This is a genomic window from Rhizobium sp. KNZ14-9A, from assembly GCF_056755015.1.
Map to the genome: position 1 here is coordinate 2915137 of NZ_JBPGXB010000002.1, position 14050 is coordinate 2929186.

Annotated in this window: 18 protein-coding genes and 2 pseudogenes; 5 read left to right on the top strand and 15 right to left on the bottom strand. The window is 59.8% G+C overall.

Annotation, left to right across the window (positions count from 1 at the left end):
* Nucleotides 1–46 precede the first annotated feature (46 nt).
* The gene (locus ACR9ZQ_RS21280) at nucleotides 47–355 is read left to right on the top strand and encodes a Dabb family protein (protein ID WP_113323091.1); all 309 of its coding nucleotides are present in this window, start codon (nucleotides 47–49) and stop codon (nucleotides 353–355) included.
* A 12-nt stretch (nucleotides 356–367) separates the two neighbouring features.
* Here the strand turns inward: ACR9ZQ_RS21280 and ACR9ZQ_RS21285 are convergent, their stop codons facing one another.
* From ACR9ZQ_RS21285 to ACR9ZQ_RS21310, 6 genes and pseudogenes are all read right to left on the bottom strand, one after another.
* Entirely contained in the window at nucleotides 368–1267 is a 900-nt protein-coding gene (locus tag ACR9ZQ_RS21285) for a metal ABC transporter solute-binding protein, Zn/Mn family (RefSeq protein WP_481428754.1), read from the bottom strand.
* 15 nt (nucleotides 1268–1282) lie between these two features.
* Nucleotides 1283–2154: pseudogene (locus ACR9ZQ_RS21290) on the bottom strand (metal ABC transporter permease).
* Nucleotides 2151–2890, bottom strand: a pseudogene (locus ACR9ZQ_RS21295) (metal ABC transporter ATP-binding protein). Before ACR9ZQ_RS21295 ends, ACR9ZQ_RS21290 begins: the two co-directional pseudogenes overlap by 4 nt.
* Nucleotides 2887–3015 (bottom strand): hypothetical protein, encoded by a 129-nt coding sequence (locus tag ACR9ZQ_RS21300; RefSeq protein WP_310378370.1) that lies wholly within the window; start codon nucleotides 3013–3015, stop codon nucleotides 2887–2889. Before ACR9ZQ_RS21300 ends, ACR9ZQ_RS21295 begins: the two are co-directional and overlap by 4 nt.
* Before the next feature lie 183 nt (nucleotides 3016–3198).
* Nucleotides 3199–3684, bottom strand: a complete 486-nt coding sequence (locus ACR9ZQ_RS21305) for a peroxiredoxin (protein ID WP_310378372.1) — start codon at nucleotides 3682–3684, stop codon at nucleotides 3199–3201.
* 70 nt (nucleotides 3685–3754) lie between these two features.
* Nucleotides 3755–4594: a protein-disulfide reductase DsbD domain-containing protein gene (locus ACR9ZQ_RS21310; protein ID WP_481428755.1), complete on the bottom strand. Its 840-nt coding sequence runs from the start codon at nucleotides 4592–4594 to the stop codon at nucleotides 3755–3757.
* Nucleotides 4595–4735: 141 nt separating this feature from the next.
* On the opposite strand from ACR9ZQ_RS21310, the gene ACR9ZQ_RS21315 reads away from it, so the two are divergent.
* From ACR9ZQ_RS21315 to ACR9ZQ_RS21325, 3 genes are all read left to right on the top strand, one after another.
* Complete coding sequence (locus tag ACR9ZQ_RS21315; protein ID WP_007818010.1) at nucleotides 4736–5341, top strand: YqgE/AlgH family protein; 606 nt, start codon at nucleotides 4736–4738, stop codon at nucleotides 5339–5341.
* 89 nt (nucleotides 5342–5430) lie between these two features.
* The gene (locus tag ACR9ZQ_RS21320; RefSeq protein ID WP_037105617.1) at nucleotides 5431–5622 is read left to right on the top strand and encodes a CsbD family protein; all 192 of its coding nucleotides are present in this window, start codon (nucleotides 5431–5433) and stop codon (nucleotides 5620–5622) included.
* Between the two features lie 86 nt (nucleotides 5623–5708).
* Nucleotides 5709–6785, top strand: coding sequence for a zinc-binding metallopeptidase family protein (locus ACR9ZQ_RS21325; RefSeq protein WP_481428756.1), 1077 nt, complete (start codon nucleotides 5709–5711; stop codon nucleotides 6783–6785).
* On the opposite strand, the gene rnhA is transcribed toward ACR9ZQ_RS21325, so the two are convergent.
* The 5 genes from rnhA to ACR9ZQ_RS21350 form a co-directional block, all read right to left on the bottom strand.
* Entirely contained in the window at nucleotides 6786–7238 is a 453-nt protein-coding gene (gene rnhA, locus ACR9ZQ_RS21330) for a ribonuclease HI (RefSeq protein ID WP_113323084.1), read from the bottom strand. It abuts the gene before it with no gap.
* Nucleotides 7235–8200: a homoserine kinase gene (locus tag ACR9ZQ_RS21335; protein ID WP_113323083.1), complete on the bottom strand. Its 966-nt coding sequence runs from the start codon at nucleotides 8198–8200 to the stop codon at nucleotides 7235–7237. The genes rnhA and ACR9ZQ_RS21335 overlap by 4 nt, the downstream gene beginning before the upstream one ends.
* Nucleotides 8201–8265: 65 nt before the next feature.
* Nucleotides 8266–9270, bottom strand: a complete 1005-nt coding sequence (ispH, locus tag ACR9ZQ_RS21340) for a 4-hydroxy-3-methylbut-2-enyl diphosphate reductase (RefSeq protein ID WP_113323082.1) — start codon at nucleotides 9268–9270, stop codon at nucleotides 8266–8268.
* A 61-nt stretch (nucleotides 9271–9331) separates the two neighbouring features.
* A complete protein-coding gene (locus ACR9ZQ_RS21345; protein ID WP_481428757.1) occupies nucleotides 9332–10084 on the bottom strand; it encodes an SURF1 family protein in 753 nt (250 codons plus the stop codon).
* Nucleotides 10077–10457, bottom strand: coding sequence for a DUF983 domain-containing protein (locus ACR9ZQ_RS21350; protein ID WP_007817996.1), 381 nt, complete (start codon nucleotides 10455–10457; stop codon nucleotides 10077–10079). Before ACR9ZQ_RS21350 ends, ACR9ZQ_RS21345 begins: the two co-directional genes overlap by 8 nt.
* Nucleotides 10458–10583: 126 nt before the next feature.
* Here ACR9ZQ_RS21350 and ACR9ZQ_RS21355 point away from each other — a divergent pair, with 126 nt between their 5' ends.
* Complete coding sequence (locus ACR9ZQ_RS21355) at nucleotides 10584–11225, top strand: chloramphenicol phosphotransferase CPT family protein (protein ID WP_481428758.1); 642 nt, start codon at nucleotides 10584–10586, stop codon at nucleotides 11223–11225.
* Nucleotides 11226–11405: 180 nt separating this feature from the next.
* Here the strand turns inward: ACR9ZQ_RS21355 and ACR9ZQ_RS21360 are convergent, their stop codons facing one another.
* From ACR9ZQ_RS21360 to ACR9ZQ_RS21375, 4 genes are read right to left on the bottom strand one after another with little or no spacing between them, the layout of a single operon-like run.
* Nucleotides 11406–12284, bottom strand: coding sequence for a cytochrome c oxidase subunit 3 (locus tag ACR9ZQ_RS21360; protein WP_481428759.1), 879 nt, complete (start codon nucleotides 12282–12284; stop codon nucleotides 11406–11408).
* A gap of 57 nt (nucleotides 12285–12341) precedes the next feature.
* Complete coding sequence (locus ACR9ZQ_RS21365; RefSeq protein WP_113323077.1) at nucleotides 12342–12947, bottom strand: cytochrome c oxidase assembly protein; 606 nt, start codon at nucleotides 12945–12947, stop codon at nucleotides 12342–12344.
* Nucleotides 12948–12951: 4 nt separating this feature from the next.
* Complete coding sequence (locus ACR9ZQ_RS21370; protein WP_007817987.1) at nucleotides 12952–13089, bottom strand: hypothetical protein; 138 nt, start codon at nucleotides 13087–13089, stop codon at nucleotides 12952–12954.
* The gene (locus tag ACR9ZQ_RS21375) at nucleotides 13089–14045 is read right to left on the bottom strand and encodes a heme o synthase (RefSeq protein ID WP_037105949.1); all 957 of its coding nucleotides are present in this window, start codon (nucleotides 14043–14045) and stop codon (nucleotides 13089–13091) included. The genes ACR9ZQ_RS21370 and ACR9ZQ_RS21375 overlap by 1 nt, the downstream gene beginning before the upstream one ends.
* Nucleotides 14046–14050 lie beyond the last annotated feature (5 nt).

A 14050-nucleotide genomic window follows, 5' to 3' on the forward strand; every position in this document is an offset into this window, starting at 1 on the left:
CGTTTTCGTCGCTATTCTGCCCGAAAACATAATCGGGAGGTACCTTATGATCCTGCACTGCGTATTCATGCGTCTGAAGAGCGCTATGACACCTGACGATAAGCAGGCGCTGTTCGACGCCATCGTGGCGCTGAAGCAGGTGATCCCGGGAATTCTTGACATTAAATACGGGCCGAATGTCTCGCCCGAGGGGCTGCATGGCGGTTTCGTCGACGGCTTTGCCGTGACCTTCGAAAGCCCCGAGGCTCGTGATACCTATCTCGTGCATCCCGAGCATGTGACCGTCGGCGAGCGCATCGTCTCGTCGACGGATGGAGGCCTGGCGGGCCTCCTGGTTTTCGATTTCGTTCTCTAAGATCCCGTCAGCTCAGCTCGATTTCGCCATGGCGGCGGAGAGCTGGTCGACATTGTAGCGGAACATCCTCTCGTAGGTCGGGGCCAGGCCTTTCGAGCCCGAGAGAGATTCGACGTAAAGCTCACCGCCCGGCTCGGCGCCTGTCGCAGTGGCAACCTGCTTGACGAGGCGCGGATCGTTGGAGTTTTCGAAGAAATAGGTTTTCACGTGCTCCTGCTTGATCTGCTCGATCAGCTTGGCAACGTCGGCGGCCGATGCTTCGCTTTCGGTGGAGAGGCCGAGGGGCGCCAGGAAGCTGACATTATATTCGCGGCCGAAATAACCGAAGGCATCGTGGCTGGTCAGCACCTTGCGGCGATCGTTGGCAATCTTGTCGAACTTGGAATGCGCATAGGCGTCCAGCTCGTCAAGCGTCTTCGTATATTTCTCGGCATTGGCCTTGAAGGCATCGGCATCAGCCGGATCGGCTGCGGAAAGCGCCTTCTCGATATTGGCGACCCAGACCTTCACATTGACAGGGCTGTTCCAGACATGCGGATCGGTGACGGTTTTACCATCCTCTTCCATCGTGCGGGTGTTGATGCCTTCGGACACTGTGACCGGATTTCCCTTGTAGCCGGAGGCGGTGATGAGACGGTCCATCCAGCCTTCCAGCCCCTCACCGCTGACGAAGGTAACTTTTGCAGCATTCAGCGCCTTGGCATCGGCCGGCGACGGCTCGAATTCATGGGGGTCTCCGTTCGGACCGACGAGGCTCGTGACCTTGACGTGATCGCCGCCGACCTGTCGGACGACATCAGCAAGCACGGTGAAGGACGCAGCGACCTTCAGCGTTTCGGCCGAAGCCGGCACGGCCGAAAGCGTCATCAGCACGGGCAAGGCGGCGGAGAGAAGCAGTCTGCTAGGTAACATCGATGTCTCCTGTAATCAGCCCTTCAGATGCGGGCGGGGAAGAAGCGTCGGGCAAGGCCCGACGGCGCGAAGAAGATGGAGAGGCCGTAGAGCAGTGCCGCCGTCATGATGATCGTCGGGCCAGATGCAAGTTCGAGATGATAGGAGGCGATAAGGCCGAGATAGCCGGATGCCGCAGCACTTGCCGCCGCTGTCATCATCATGGCCGGCAGATTGCGGGACCAGAGCTGGGCGATCGCCGCCGGCAGCATCATCAGGCCGACGGCCATCAGCGTGCCAAGCGCCTGGAAGCTCGCGACAAGGTTCAGCACCACAAGCAACAGAAAGAGGAAATGATAGACCGGCCCGCACCCGCCGACGGCGCGCAGGAAGCCCGGATCAAAACATTCCGCGACCAGCGGGCGGTAGACGATCGCGAGCGCCAGCAATGTAACCGACGTGATGGCACCGATCTGCGTCAGCGCCGGCGCGTCGATGGCAAGGATCGTGCCGAAAAGCACATGCAGCAGATCGATGTTCGAACCGCGCAAAGAGACGATGAGGACACCCAGGGCCAGTGACGCCAGATAGAAGCTTGCGAAACTTGCATCCTCCTGCAGCACGGTCATACGGCTGACGACACCTGACAGCAGCGCAACGGAAAGACCTGCTACGAGACCACCAATACCCATTGCCGTCAGCGACAGCGAGCCGGCAACGAGATAGCCGACCGCAGCACCAGGCAGCACGGCATGGCTCATTGCGTCTCCCATGAGGCTCATGCGGCGAAGCATCAGGAAAACACCGATGGGGCCGGAGCCGAGACCCAGGCACAGGCAGGCAACGAGCGCGCGGCGCATGAAGCCATAATCGGCGAAAGGAGCGAAGAAGATATCGTAGGCCGTCATGCCGCAGGCTCACAGGCTTCGGCATCCTCATCCCAGCGTTCGGCCATAGCGCGGGCCTGCAGAAGATTGGCAGATGACATGATCTCCTGCGTCGGCCCCCAGCTGATCAGCCGGCGGGCGAGCAGCAGGGTTTCCGGGAAATGTGCCCTCACCTGCTCGAAATCATGAAGCACCGCAATCACCGTCCGCCCGTCGCCATGCCAGCGGACGACAATGTCGAGCAGATCCCTCGTCGTGCGGGCATCGATGGCGGTGAAGGGTTCGTCAAGCAGGATGATACGCGCATCCTGCAGCAGCAGGCGGGCGAAAAGCACGCGCTGGAACTGGCCGGCCGAAAGCGAGCCGATATGGCGCTTTTCAAACCGTTCCAGACCGACGGTGGCGAGTGCGTCGCGGGCACATGCGGCTTCTTGTTTTGCGATGCGGCCAAAGGCACCGGCCGAACGCCAGCTTCCGAGCAGCACTGTATCCAGCACCGAGATCGGGAAACGCCTGTTGATCTCTGCCGCCTGCGGAAGATAGCCGAAATCGGTGCGCTGCAGCCGGTGCTCCACCCCCCCTCGGCAGGACGCAGCTCCCCCATGATCGCCTTCAGCAATGTGGATTTCCCCGCTCCATTCGGCCCGGCGATTGCCGTCAGGCTGCCGGGCTGGAACGTGCCGGAGAGATGATGGACTGCAGGATGACGATCATAGGAGACCGTCAGATTGTCGAGGCGAATGACTGGCGCGCTCATGGCAGAAGGATCGCCCAATGGATCGCGAGCCAGAGAAGCCCGACGATGGCGACCGCACCGCAGGCGCGGAGAAGTGCCGATTGCCCGAGGAGACTGACGGCGAAACGTTCCTGATCGGGCGGCATTCTCAATCCTCATATGTAATAACATTACGTGTTATGTTATAACAAGTATGGCAAGAATGAGGCGAGGCCGCTCTTGATGCAATACGGCGGATGCCCAGCGCGACATTGATGCTTGCTTGGGCGATCAAAATAAAAAAAGGGCGCCAGAAGGCGCCCTTGCGTAACAACGGGAGCTTTTCCGGCTCAGAGCTGTTCGAGCATCGCCGCAGCACCGGAAACCGTTGCCTGACCAGGCGTTTCCTCGACGTTGAGCGACTTCACCACGCCATCTTCGACCAGCATGGAATAGCGCTTGGAGCGGACACCAAGGCCGCCGCCGGAGAGATCGGCATCGAGGCCGACCGCCTTGGTGAAGCCGGCATCCCAGTCGGCGAGGAAGTGGATCTTGCCGAGGCCGCCCGAAGACTGCGCCCAGGCGCCCATGACATGCCAGTCGTTGACGGCGAGAACGGCAATGTCGTCAACGCCCTTGGCGAGGATGGCATCACGGTTTTCCAGATAGCCCGGCAGATGGTTCAGCGAACAGGTGGGCGTGAAAGCGCCGGGTACGGCGAAGAGCACGACGCGCTTGCCGGCAAAGAGCTGTTCGGTGGTGGTTTCGACCGGGCCGTCGGCGGTCTTTTCCTTGAAGGTGGCGGCAGGAAGCTTGTCGCCGATCGCGATGGTCATGGATTTTCTCCTCGGTTCTGGCTGGTTGCGGCAAGACCGCATAGGGATTGAGAGGGACTATAAGATGCGGTCAATCAAAGGCAAGCGTGGTTTCTATGGCGCGGGCGCCGTTAACGATGAGCACCCCCCACTGCTTGCCCTTGATATCGTAGTTTTTCGGTAGCTTTCCGATGGCTATATCGGCGGAATAGGCCTTGCCGCTGCGCCCCACATTCATCTGCTTGGTGAAGGCATAGCCGCTCGGGCCGGTGACGATGATTTCGGGCGTTCCATTCCCTGCTTCCGGCAGAGTAACTTTCAGCGAGAGTTGCTTCAGGTCGGGTGACATCCCGTGTGCCACGACCTCGAAATCGGCAGACGGCGCTTCGGGAAGGCGGCCAGCGGCGCTCTGAAGGATCATTTCCTCCTGCGGGCGCGACTGGGCGACAGTACCAAATTTCAATGAGAGCTGCGCCTGGAACGGAATGCAGATATCCTTGCAGATGCCGATGAAAGCGGTGGCGTCGAGAACGACCGGTCCCACTTTCGAAGCCGTTAGCGATAATGGCAGGGTCACCGGCGTCTCATAGCCGATATCCTCGACCTTGCCGCTGGAGATATGTTTCGGAACGGGATAGGAAATGGCGTCCAGCGTTACACCGCTTTGCGGTGCGATGGTGATCTGCGGCGGGATGCCATTATTGCCCGGTTCACGCCAATAGGTGATCCAGCCAGGCTTCGGCTCAATCTGCAGGCCTGCCCTTATATGGCCATCAGCGTCCGGCGGCAGCGCCACGAGACGCATGCGGCCACCCTCGTTCTCCGCCCAGTCGCTCATTTCCGCATGCGCCTGATGCAGCAATCCGAGCATGGACGCAGCCGAAATGACTGCAATTAATGGCGCGCGCGCGAGCAATGAAATAACTCTCATGGAACAAGGGTTTACCGAAACTTGCCAATTGCCGCCAGAAGTCCCGCCCATATAAATCTTCATTTTCAGTTGATTGATTTGTGACATTGCCCCATGTTTCTCTTGTCGGAGCCTTTGTGCGGTCTGGCGGCAGGAGGAACCATGTCCCTAGCAACGCTGAAGAACAGACGGGAACGCGGATTTTTCGACGGTCAGTTCCTGATCGCCATGCCCGGCATGGAGGATCGCAACTTCGCACGCACAGTGATTTATATCTGCGCCCATTCGGATGCAGGCGCCATGGGCTTTGTCATCAATCGCCCGCAGAGCCTGACCTTCACCGATGTCCTGCTTCATCTCGACATGATCAAGCAGGAAGATTCCATCGTGCTGCCGAAAGATGCGCGGGAGTTTCCGATCCAGACTGGTGGGCCGGTCGAGAGCGGTCGTGGTTTCGTGTTGCATTCCGACGATTATGTCAGCGATTCCTCCATCCCCGTCAGCGACGATATCTGCCTGACGGCAACGCTCGATATCGTGCGCGCCATCTCCAAGGGCGGCGGTCCCAAGCGGGCCACCATGCTGCTCGGCTATTCCTCCTGGGGTGCGGGCCAGCTCGAAAACGAGGTGGCCTCCAATGGCTGGCTCAATTGCGCGGCCAATGAGGAGTTGATCTTCGATCGCTGCCTCGATGACAAGTATGAGCGGGCGCTTGCCAGCATGGGTATCACGCCTGCCATGCTTTCGGCCGAAGCCGGCCACGCCTGACTGCATCATTCCGGAACGAAACTCGTTCACTGGCGTTTCCTGTCGGCAAACACGGATACTCCGTCCGTGATCCGAGAGGAGACATACACATGGGTAGCACTGGCGACAAGATTTCCGGCAAGGTCAACGAGATGGCCGGCAAGGCGAAGAAGACGGCCGGCAAGGCCACCGGCAACCGCGAAATGCAGGCCAAAGGCGGCATGCAGGAAGCCAAGGGCAAGGCCCAGGTCGCGAGCGGCAAGGTCAAGGACAAGCTGAAGGGCGCTGTCGACCGGCTCTGACGCCCCATCTTATTCATAGGTGCAATGCCTGTCGCATCAGTGTGCGGCGGGCATTTTCCATGATATCCTGCCTGTAGGGGGCTGCCATGAGGCTGTTTGCCTGCGACAATTGCGATCAGGTCATCCATTTCGACAACAGGCAGTGCGTGCGCTGCAACCATCGCCTCGGCTTCTTTGCGCGCGATCTTTCCATGCATGCGCTGGAATCGCGCGACGAGACGAACTGGCAGTTTGTCTCCGATCCGAACCGGCTTGTGCAGTTCTGTGCCAATGCGGGCCTCGACATCTGCAACTGGCTGGTCGATGACAACAATGATTTTTGCATCGCCTGCCGGCATAACCGGCTGGTGCCGAATACCGACACGCAAGATGGTATCGACCGCTGGCGCCGCATCAGCCAAGCGCAGCGCCACCTCTTCTATTCGCTACTGCGCTGGAACTTGCCGCATCCCAACCGGCAGGAAGACCCGCAAGGCGGCCTCGTTTTCGATTTTCTTGAAGACACCGTGCAGAATGACGGCAATGTCGTACCGGCCATCACCGGCCATGAACACGGGCTGATCGCGATCCGCGCAGCGGAAGCAGACGACGTGACCCGCGAGCAGGCGCGCATGGCGATGGATGAACCCTATCGCACGCTGCTCGGCCATTTCCGCCACGAGACCGGGCACTTCGTCTGGAACAAGCTGGTCCGCGATCGCAATGGATTCGATGAATTCCGCGCAGTCTTCGGCGATGAGCGGCAAGACTATGGCGCCGCATTACAGGATCGCTATGCCAACGGTCCAGTTGCGGGCTGGCAGGAGACCTTCATCAGCGCCTATGCCTCCGTTCACCCTTGGGAAGATTTCGCAGAATGCTTCGCGCACTACCTGCACATCGTCGATACGCTGGAAACGGCGCGTGGCTTCGGCATCGCGATTGATCCGCGCGGGCATGAAGAGATCGCTGGTGAAGTGGATTTCAATCCCTATCGGGCACAGAGCGCCGAACAGCTTGTCGGCGCCTGGGTGCCGCTCAGCCTTGCGATCAACGCGATCCAGCGCAGCATGGGACAGCCGGATTCCTATCCCTTCGTGCTGTCACCGCCTGTCGTGACAAAGCTCGAATATATGCACCGGCTGATACGGAATGCTACGGCAGAGCAGCGGCAGGTGGCCTGATCAGCCTGCCTTCTTGCTCTTCTTGAAAGGCTCCATACCCTTGCGGGCGAGCTCATCAGCACGCTCGTTTTCGGGGTGGCCGGCGTGGCCCTTGACCCAATGGAGCGTCACCTTGTGCCGGTTGCGGGCCTCTTCCAGCGCCTGCCAGAGTTCGGCATTCTTCACCGGCTTATTGTCCGATGTCCTCCAGCCGTTCTTTTTCCAGCCGAAGATCCATTTGGAAATGCCGTCTTTCACATAGGCGCTGTCGGTATAGAGATCGACCTCGCAGGGCTCCTTCAGGGCAGTCAGTGCGGAAATGGCAGCCAGGAGCTCCATGCGATTGTTGGTGGTTTCAGCCTCGCCACCGGAGAGTTCCCTCTCGACCTCGCCGTAGCGCAGCACAGCGCCCCACCCGCCGGGGCCGGGGTTACCGGAGCATGCCCCGTCGGTGAAGATATCGATGTGCTTCATAGGCTCAGTCCATATTCGGCGGGCGAGGAAATCTGGCGGTGGAAGCGCAGCTTGCGCAGATATTCCAGCGGATCCTTCTTGGTGACCATCGCGCCCTCGGGCGTTGTCAGCCAGTCGTAGAGACGGGTCAGGAAGAAGCGCAGCGCCGAGCCACGGGAGAGAACCGGCAGAGCTTTAATCTCCGCCTCGCTCAGCGGCCGCACGCTCTGGTACCCTTCCAGCATCTGCATGCCCTTGGTGATGTTGTAGGCGCCGTCCTTCTCGAAGCACCAGGCATTGAGGCAGATCGAAACGTCATAGGCGAGCAGATCGTTGCAGGCGAAATAGAAATCGATGAGGCCCGAGAGCTCGTCGCCGAGGAAGAAGACGTTGTCAGGGAAAAGATCGGCGTGGATGACGCCAGCCGGCAAATCCTTTGGCCAATAGGCCCGCAAGAAATTGAGATCGCTGCGGATCTCGTTCTGCAGTCCGGGCTCGACCTCGTCGGCGCGCGCCTCGGATTTGTCCCAGAGCGTCTGCCAGCCTTCCAGCGACAAGGCATTCGGCCGCGTCAGTGCAAAACCTTCACCAGCAACATGCATCTGCGCCAGCGCCTTGCCGACTTCGCGGCAGTGTTTGGCTTCCGGCTTTCTGAGCCACATGCCTTCAAGGAAGGAGATGAGTGCGGCGGGACGACCCGACAGAGTGCCGAGCAGCGCGCCGTCCTTGCGCGGCAGCGGCAGCGGGCAGGACAGGCCGCCGGCAGACAGATGCTGCATCAGGCCGAGGAAGAAGGGCAGATCGCTCTTTTCCACCCGCTTTTCGTAAAGCGTCAGGATGAGCGGCGCCTTGGATGTGTGCAGCAGGAAATTGGAATTCTCCACGCCTTCCGCGATGCCCTTGTAAGAGAGCAGCGTACCGGCATCATATTCGGTGAGAAACCATTTCAGATCGTCTTCGGCGATATCGGTATAAACTGCCAAGGTGGGTATCTCACTGTAGAAGCGGTGTCATCAGATAGGCAGGGCAGAGGGGTAGCCCCCTCACCTCATTCCCCGTTCACGAATGCCATGTCAGCCGTCGTCAATTCAAGGCTGCGCAGTTCGCGATTGACAAGGAAGTGCTCGTTTTCCTGCACGGTTTCGGCAAGCTCGACGCGGGCATCGAAGCGTGTGCGGAAGGCCTCGATGATCTCATTGACGATCACTTCCGGGGCAGAAGCACCGGCGGACAGGCCGAGCGTGGCAATCGGGCCGATCTCATCCCAGTCGAGCTCTGAAGCACGCTGCACGAGGATCGACTTCTTCGCGCCTGCCCGGAGTGCCACTTCGACGAGCCGCTTGGAATTGGACGAATTCGGCGCGCCGACAATGATGAACAGATCGCAGCCGGGGGCTGCTTCCTTCACCACTTCCTGGCGGTTGGTCGTGGCATAGCAGATGGAATCAGCGGCCGGAGCCTGTAGCTTGGGGAAGCGCTCTTCCAGCCGTTTGATGACGCCGGCGGTATCGTCGACCGAAAGCGTCGTCTGCGTGACATAGCCGAGATTATCGGGATCGACCGGCTGATAAACGTCCGCATCCTCGACAGTTTCGATGAGCGAAACAGTGCCTTCGGGCAACTGACCCATGGTGCCGATCACTTCGGGATGACCGGCGTGGCCGATCAGGACGACATGGCGGCCGAGGCGATTATGGCGCATCGCCTGCTTGTGGACCTTGGAGACCAGCGGACAGGTTGCGTCGAGATAGAAGAGGTTGCGGGCATTCGCATCCTCGGGCACGGATTTCGGCACGCCATGGGCGGAAAAGACGACCGGCTGGGCACGATGTTCCGCCGGGATCTCGTCAAGCTCCTCGACGAAGACCGCTCCCTTGGCTTCCAACCCTTCCACGACATAGCGGTTATGGACGATCTCGTGGCGGACATATACAGGCGCGCCGTAAGCCTTCAGCGCCAGCACGACGATCTGGATCGCCCGATCGACGCCGGCGCAGAAGCCGCGCGGACCGCAGAGCCTGATCGTCAACGGAGGTTTTGCCGCAATGTTCATAACATACCCAGGTTAAGCTTCAGGGACCTCTAACCCAATATGGGTCGGAATTGAAGCGATACTATTGCGCTGCACCCTTGCGGGGACGGAACCAGGAGATGGCGACGACAACGAGCAGCACCGCAGCCAGCCCGTACCAGGTGAAAGCATATTGCAGATGGTCGTTCGGCAGATCGACCTGCGTGACGCCGCCGATCGGAAAGCCCGCCGGGTTGGGCGTGGAATCGGCATCGAGGAAGAAGGGTAAGACATCAGCCTTGTCGAGGTCGACGCTCGACGCCATCACATCAAGATCTTTCCAGTAGAAGATATTCTTCGCCACGTCGTTGTCAGGCACGAGCGAGGAGGGTTTGCCGGGGAGTCTGGCACGCGCGAGGCCGGTTACCGTCTGCTGGTCCGTCAACTGGCCCTGCATCCGCATTTCCGGCTCCTTGTTCTCATAGGGAACGAAGCCTCTGTTGACGAAGAGGTAGCGCCCATCCGCGAGCTGCAGCGGCGTATAGATGTAATAGCCGGTCTGGCCACGCCAGGTGGCGAAGAAATGGCGCTCCTTGTTGTTGATGTAGCGGCCGGTAGCCGTGACCGTGCGATACTCGATGTCGCCGCCCTGAGCGGCCATGGCCTCGATATCGGCAAGCGGAACCGGGGCTGCGGCTCGGCGCTCGGCTATATCGGCGAGCAGGCCTTCCTTCCAGTAAAGACGCTCCACCTGCCAGGTGCCGAGCGAGATCAGGATGGCGAGCGCAATGAGAACGGTTATGCCGGTAAACACCGGCAGCTTGCGGCGCGGGGCCGGACTCTCGATGTCAGTCACTCAGGCGTCCCTCGCGGGCATTATGGCGATATTGCATGGCGATGAGGATGCCCTTGCACCAGCGCAACGCCAGCAGGGAGAGTATGATTGTGAGCGGAGCAAAGAGCAGAATGTGAACCCAGATCGGTGGCGCATAATTGACCTGCAGCCAGAGCACCGAACCGATGATGATGAAGCCGACGATGAGGATAACGAAGACGGCGGGACCATCGCCTGCATCGGCGAAGGAATAATCCAGCCCGCAGGCGGCGCAGTTCGGTTTCAGGCCGAGCACGCCATCGAAGAGCTGCCCATGACCGCAGCGCGGGCAGCATCCCTTGATGCCGGTCTTGACCGGATCGACCGGTGGAAATTGTGCGCTATCTTCGTTCATGCCGATCTCCATCCAGGCGGCTTTTCGTCGTCTGCCTTAACTCTCCCATAAAGTATTCGCATCCCGAATGGAAATACCTGCGCGATTTCGCCTCAGCGATTCGCGCCAAACAGAAGAAGAAGACTGATGACCAACGACAGCCATGCCGGACAGATCATTATCCTGAACGGTGCGCCGCGAAGCGGCAAATCCAGCATTGCGCGTACAATCCAGGAAGAATTCGAGGGGCCGTGGATCAACCTCGGCGTCGATACCTATAATTCCATGACGCCAAAGCGCTACCTGCCCGGTATCGGATTGAGGCCCGGCGGCGAGCGGCCGGATCTCGAAGAACTCGTGCCGTTCCTCTATGCAGCGCTTTATGAATCGATCGCCATCCATGCCGGATTGGGGCTCAACGTCGTCGCCGACCTCGGCCACCACGACAGCTACTCGCAGCCACTCGGCATCCTCGGCGACTGCGCCAGACGACTGGACGGTTTTCCCGTACTGTTCGTCGGCGTCAGATGTCCGATCGAGACGATCATGCAGCGGCGGGAAGTCGCGGAGGAAGGGCGTGAGACCCTCTACCTGCGCGCCACCGGGGAGGCACCCGTGCCTGAACCAGTACAGCGCTGGCAGGACGAGGTTCATCGCCCCGGCCTCTACGACATGGAGGTCGATACATCGGTGCTGACCGCGCTCGAATGCGCCGAGGCGATCCGCCATCAGCTGGACCTCGGCATTCCCGAGCCTTCGGCCTTCGAGAAGCTGGCTGGTCAACGGTAAGACGAAAAGCCAGAGCAATTCCTGCAAAAGTATGCAGTGGTTTTGCGTCCGGAATTGCGTGAAAACAAAGGGATAGAGCATTTTCGCGTTTCGAAGAAAGACGGAAATGCTCTATCTCCGAGACAAAGAAAAAGGCGGGGCCAGTGGCACCCGCCTTTTTTGATTTCTATCCGGCCTCGATCAGCCTGCCGCTATCGGTGCGCCCCAGCCGCCCCAGACGTAGATGCAGAAGAACAGGAACAGCCAGACGACGTCGACGAAGTGCCAGTACCAGGCAGCCGCCTCGAAGCCGAAGTGCTGCTTCGGTGTAAAGTCACCGCGCAGCGCACGAAGGAGGCAGACCAGCAGGAAGATGGTGCCGACCAGAACATGGAAGCCGTGGAAACCGGTGGCCATGAAGAAGGTCGCGCCGTAGATCGAGTTGCGGAACTCGAACGGAGCATGGGCATATTCATAGGCCTGGACGGAGGAGAAGAGCACGCCGAGCAGGACCGTCAGCGTCAGGCCCTGGATAAGGCCCTTGCGGTCGTTGTGCAGCAGAGCGTGGTGAGCCCAGGTGACCGTCGTTCCCGAGAGCAGCAGGATGACGGTGTTGTAGATCGGCAGGTGCCAGGGATCGAGAACCTCGATGCCCTTCGGCGGCCAGACACCGCCGGTATAGGCAAGGCGCGAAGCCTGGATTGCCTCGTGCGGAAAGAGGCTGGCGTCGAAATAGGCCCAGAACCAGGCGACGAAGAACATCACTTCCGAAGCGATGAACATGATCATGCCATAGCGCAGGTGCAGCGACACGACGCGTGTATGGGCGCCCTCGTGGGCTTCCTTCACGGTGTCAGACCACCAGCCGTACATGACGTAGAAAACGACAGCCAGCCCGATGAAGAAGAGCCACGGATGCGCCCATTCGATACCAAAAACATGCAGCGAGCCGCCGTTCAGGTAGCGCATGTAGCCGACGCCGCCAAAGGCCATCAGGAATGCGCCGAGCGAGGCCAGTATCGGCCACGGGCTCGGAGCTATGATGTGATAGTCGTGATTCTTCTGATGAGCATCGGCCATGTCAGATCCCCGGTGTCTTCCTTCTCCGCTTCCGGCACGGCCGGAAACACTCCTCAATCAAAGTTTCTTTTCAGCCTGTCCCGTTCCATCCTCATTCGAAGCCACCGGCTTCGGACCCTCTTTAGGATAGAACGTGTATGACAGCGTGACCGTGTGAATGCTTTTCGATTCAGCGGCCTTGGTAATCTCCGGATCGATGTAGAACACGACCGGCATTTCAAGCTTCTCGCCCGGCTTCAGGTCCGTTTCATTAAAGCAGAAACATTGCACCTTGTTGAAATAGGCGCCCGCTTCGCCCGGCGTCACGTTGAAGATCGCCTGGCCGCGCTGGGTTTCGTTGGAACGGTTTTCGGCGATGAAATTGACCTGGATGGTCTCGCCGATCTTCGGATTGACCTCGCGCTCGACCGGCTTGAACTCCCACTGCAGGCCGGGAGCGACGTTGGCGTCGAAGGTGACACGCATCGTACGGTCGAGAATGACGCTGGAAACCTGATCAACACGCTGTGTCGTGCCGTTATAGCCGGTCACCTGGCAGAAGAGCCGATAGAGCGGCACGGCGGCATAGCTTGCCGCGCCCATACCAACGACAAAGCTCAGGCACATGAAGACGACGGCTGCGTTGTTGCGCGGCTTCTTCGGTGTGTTGACGGCGTCGCTCATCTCATCAGCCTCCATGTCCGAGGAACTTGACGATGGTGATGACGTAAAAAAGGATTACCAGACCGGCGAGCACGACGCCGAGCGCAATGTTGCGATTGCGGCGCGACTTGCGTTGCGCTTCAGTAAGCTTGACCAATTCCATCAGAACGAGCCTCCTGCATACGAAGCCAGCATGGCGACCAGCCGGTCGAGCATCAGCGCGGAGAACACGGCGAAGAGATAGAAGATCGAGAAGCCGAACAGCTTCTTCGCCGGGATCATCTTGAGATCGCCGTCGGGCATGCGCCAGACGGCGATGGAACAGTATATGAAGACCGCACCGAGTGCCGCGGCCACCACGCCATAACCGACACTGGCAAAGCCGAGGAAGGTCGGCAGCACCGCGCATATGGCCGTCAGCACGGCATAGGCAACGATCTGGTGCTTGGTGGTGCGCTCACCGGACACGTTCGGCAGCATCGGCACGCCAACCGCTTCGTAATCTCGCATCTTGAAGAGGGCAAGCGCCCAGAAATGCGCCGGTGTCCACAGGAAGATGATGAGGAAGAGGACGGTGCTTTCGATCGTGACGGAATTCGTCACGCAGGCCCAGCCGATCATCGGCGGAAAGGCGCCGGCCGCGCCACCGATGACGATGTTCTGCGGCGTCGAGCGCTTCAGCCACATCGTGTAGATGACGGCATAGAAGAAGATGGTGAAGGCAAGGATCGAGGCCGACAGCCAATTGACCGCGAGGCCAAGGATCGTCACCGAGAAGCAGGAGAGCACGAGGCCGAAGGCCAGGGCTTCCTTGGGCTTGATGCGGCCGGCCGGGATCGGGCGCTTGGCGGTGCGGCTCATGACGGCGTCGATGTCGGCGTCATACCACATGTTCAGTGCACCCGATGCGCCTGCACCGACGGCAATGCAGAGAATGGCGATCAGGCCGAGAACGGGGTTGATGTGGTCCGGCGCCAGCACCAGGCCGGCAAAGGCCGTGAAGACCACGAGCGACATGACCCGCGGCTTCAGAAGCTCGAAATAATCGCGTGCACTGGCTTCCGACAGGCGAAAATCGCCGTCTTCAGCAAGAGCCTCGTGATTGTCGATTACCGTCATCATTC

Bases quoted from the DNA above. Each gene is read 5' to 3' on its own strand.
- ACR9ZQ_RS21315 (WP_007818010.1), top strand. From the start codon at position 4,736: ATGTCCCTAGCAACGCTGAAGAACAGACGGGAACGCGGATTTTTCGAC.
- ACR9ZQ_RS21375 (WP_037105949.1), bottom strand. From the start codon at position 14,045: ATGACGGTAATCGACAATCACGAGGCTCTTGCTGAAGACGGCGATTTT.
- ACR9ZQ_RS21280 (WP_113323091.1), top strand. From the start codon at position 47: ATGATCCTGCACTGCGTATTCATGCGTCTGAAGAGCGCTATGACACCT.
- rnhA (WP_113323084.1), bottom strand. From the start codon at position 7,238: ATGAAGCACATCGATATCTTCACCGACGGGGCATGCTCCGGTAACCCC.
- ACR9ZQ_RS21365 (WP_113323077.1), bottom strand. From the start codon at position 12,947: ATGAGCGACGCCGTCAACACACCGAAGAAGCCGCGCAACAACGCAGCC.
- ACR9ZQ_RS21310 (WP_481428755.1), bottom strand. From the start codon at position 4,594: ATGAGAGTTATTTCATTGCTCGCGCGCGCGCCATTAATTGCAGTCATT.
- ACR9ZQ_RS21350 (WP_007817996.1), bottom strand. From the start codon at position 10,457: ATGAACGAAGATAGCGCACAATTTCCACCGGTCGATCCGGTCAAGACC.
- ACR9ZQ_RS21325 (WP_481428756.1), top strand. From the start codon at position 5,709: ATGAGGCTGTTTGCCTGCGACAATTGCGATCAGGTCATCCATTTCGAC.
- ACR9ZQ_RS21320 (WP_037105617.1), top strand. From the start codon at position 5,431: ATGGGTAGCACTGGCGACAAGATTTCCGGCAAGGTCAACGAGATGGCC.
- ACR9ZQ_RS21370 (WP_007817987.1), bottom strand. From the start codon at position 13,089: ATGGAATTGGTCAAGCTTACTGAAGCGCAACGCAAGTCGCGCCGCAAT.
- ACR9ZQ_RS21305 (WP_310378372.1), bottom strand. From the start codon at position 3,684: ATGACCATCGCGATCGGCGACAAGCTTCCTGCCGCCACCTTCAAGGAA.
- ACR9ZQ_RS21300 (WP_310378370.1), bottom strand. From the start codon at position 3,015: ATGCCGCCCGATCAGGAACGTTTCGCCGTCAGTCTCCTCGGGCAATCG.
- ACR9ZQ_RS21355 (WP_481428758.1), top strand. From the start codon at position 10,584: ATGACCAACGACAGCCATGCCGGACAGATCATTATCCTGAACGGTGCG.
- ACR9ZQ_RS21285 (WP_481428754.1), bottom strand. From the start codon at position 1,267: ATGTTACCTAGCAGACTGCTTCTCTCCGCCGCCTTGCCCGTGCTGATG.
- ACR9ZQ_RS21360 (WP_481428759.1), bottom strand. From the start codon at position 12,284: ATGGCCGATGCTCATCAGAAGAATCACGACTATCACATCATAGCTCCG.
- ispH (WP_113323082.1), bottom strand. From the start codon at position 9,270: ATGAACATTGCGGCAAAACCTCCGTTGACGATCAGGCTCTGCGGTCCG.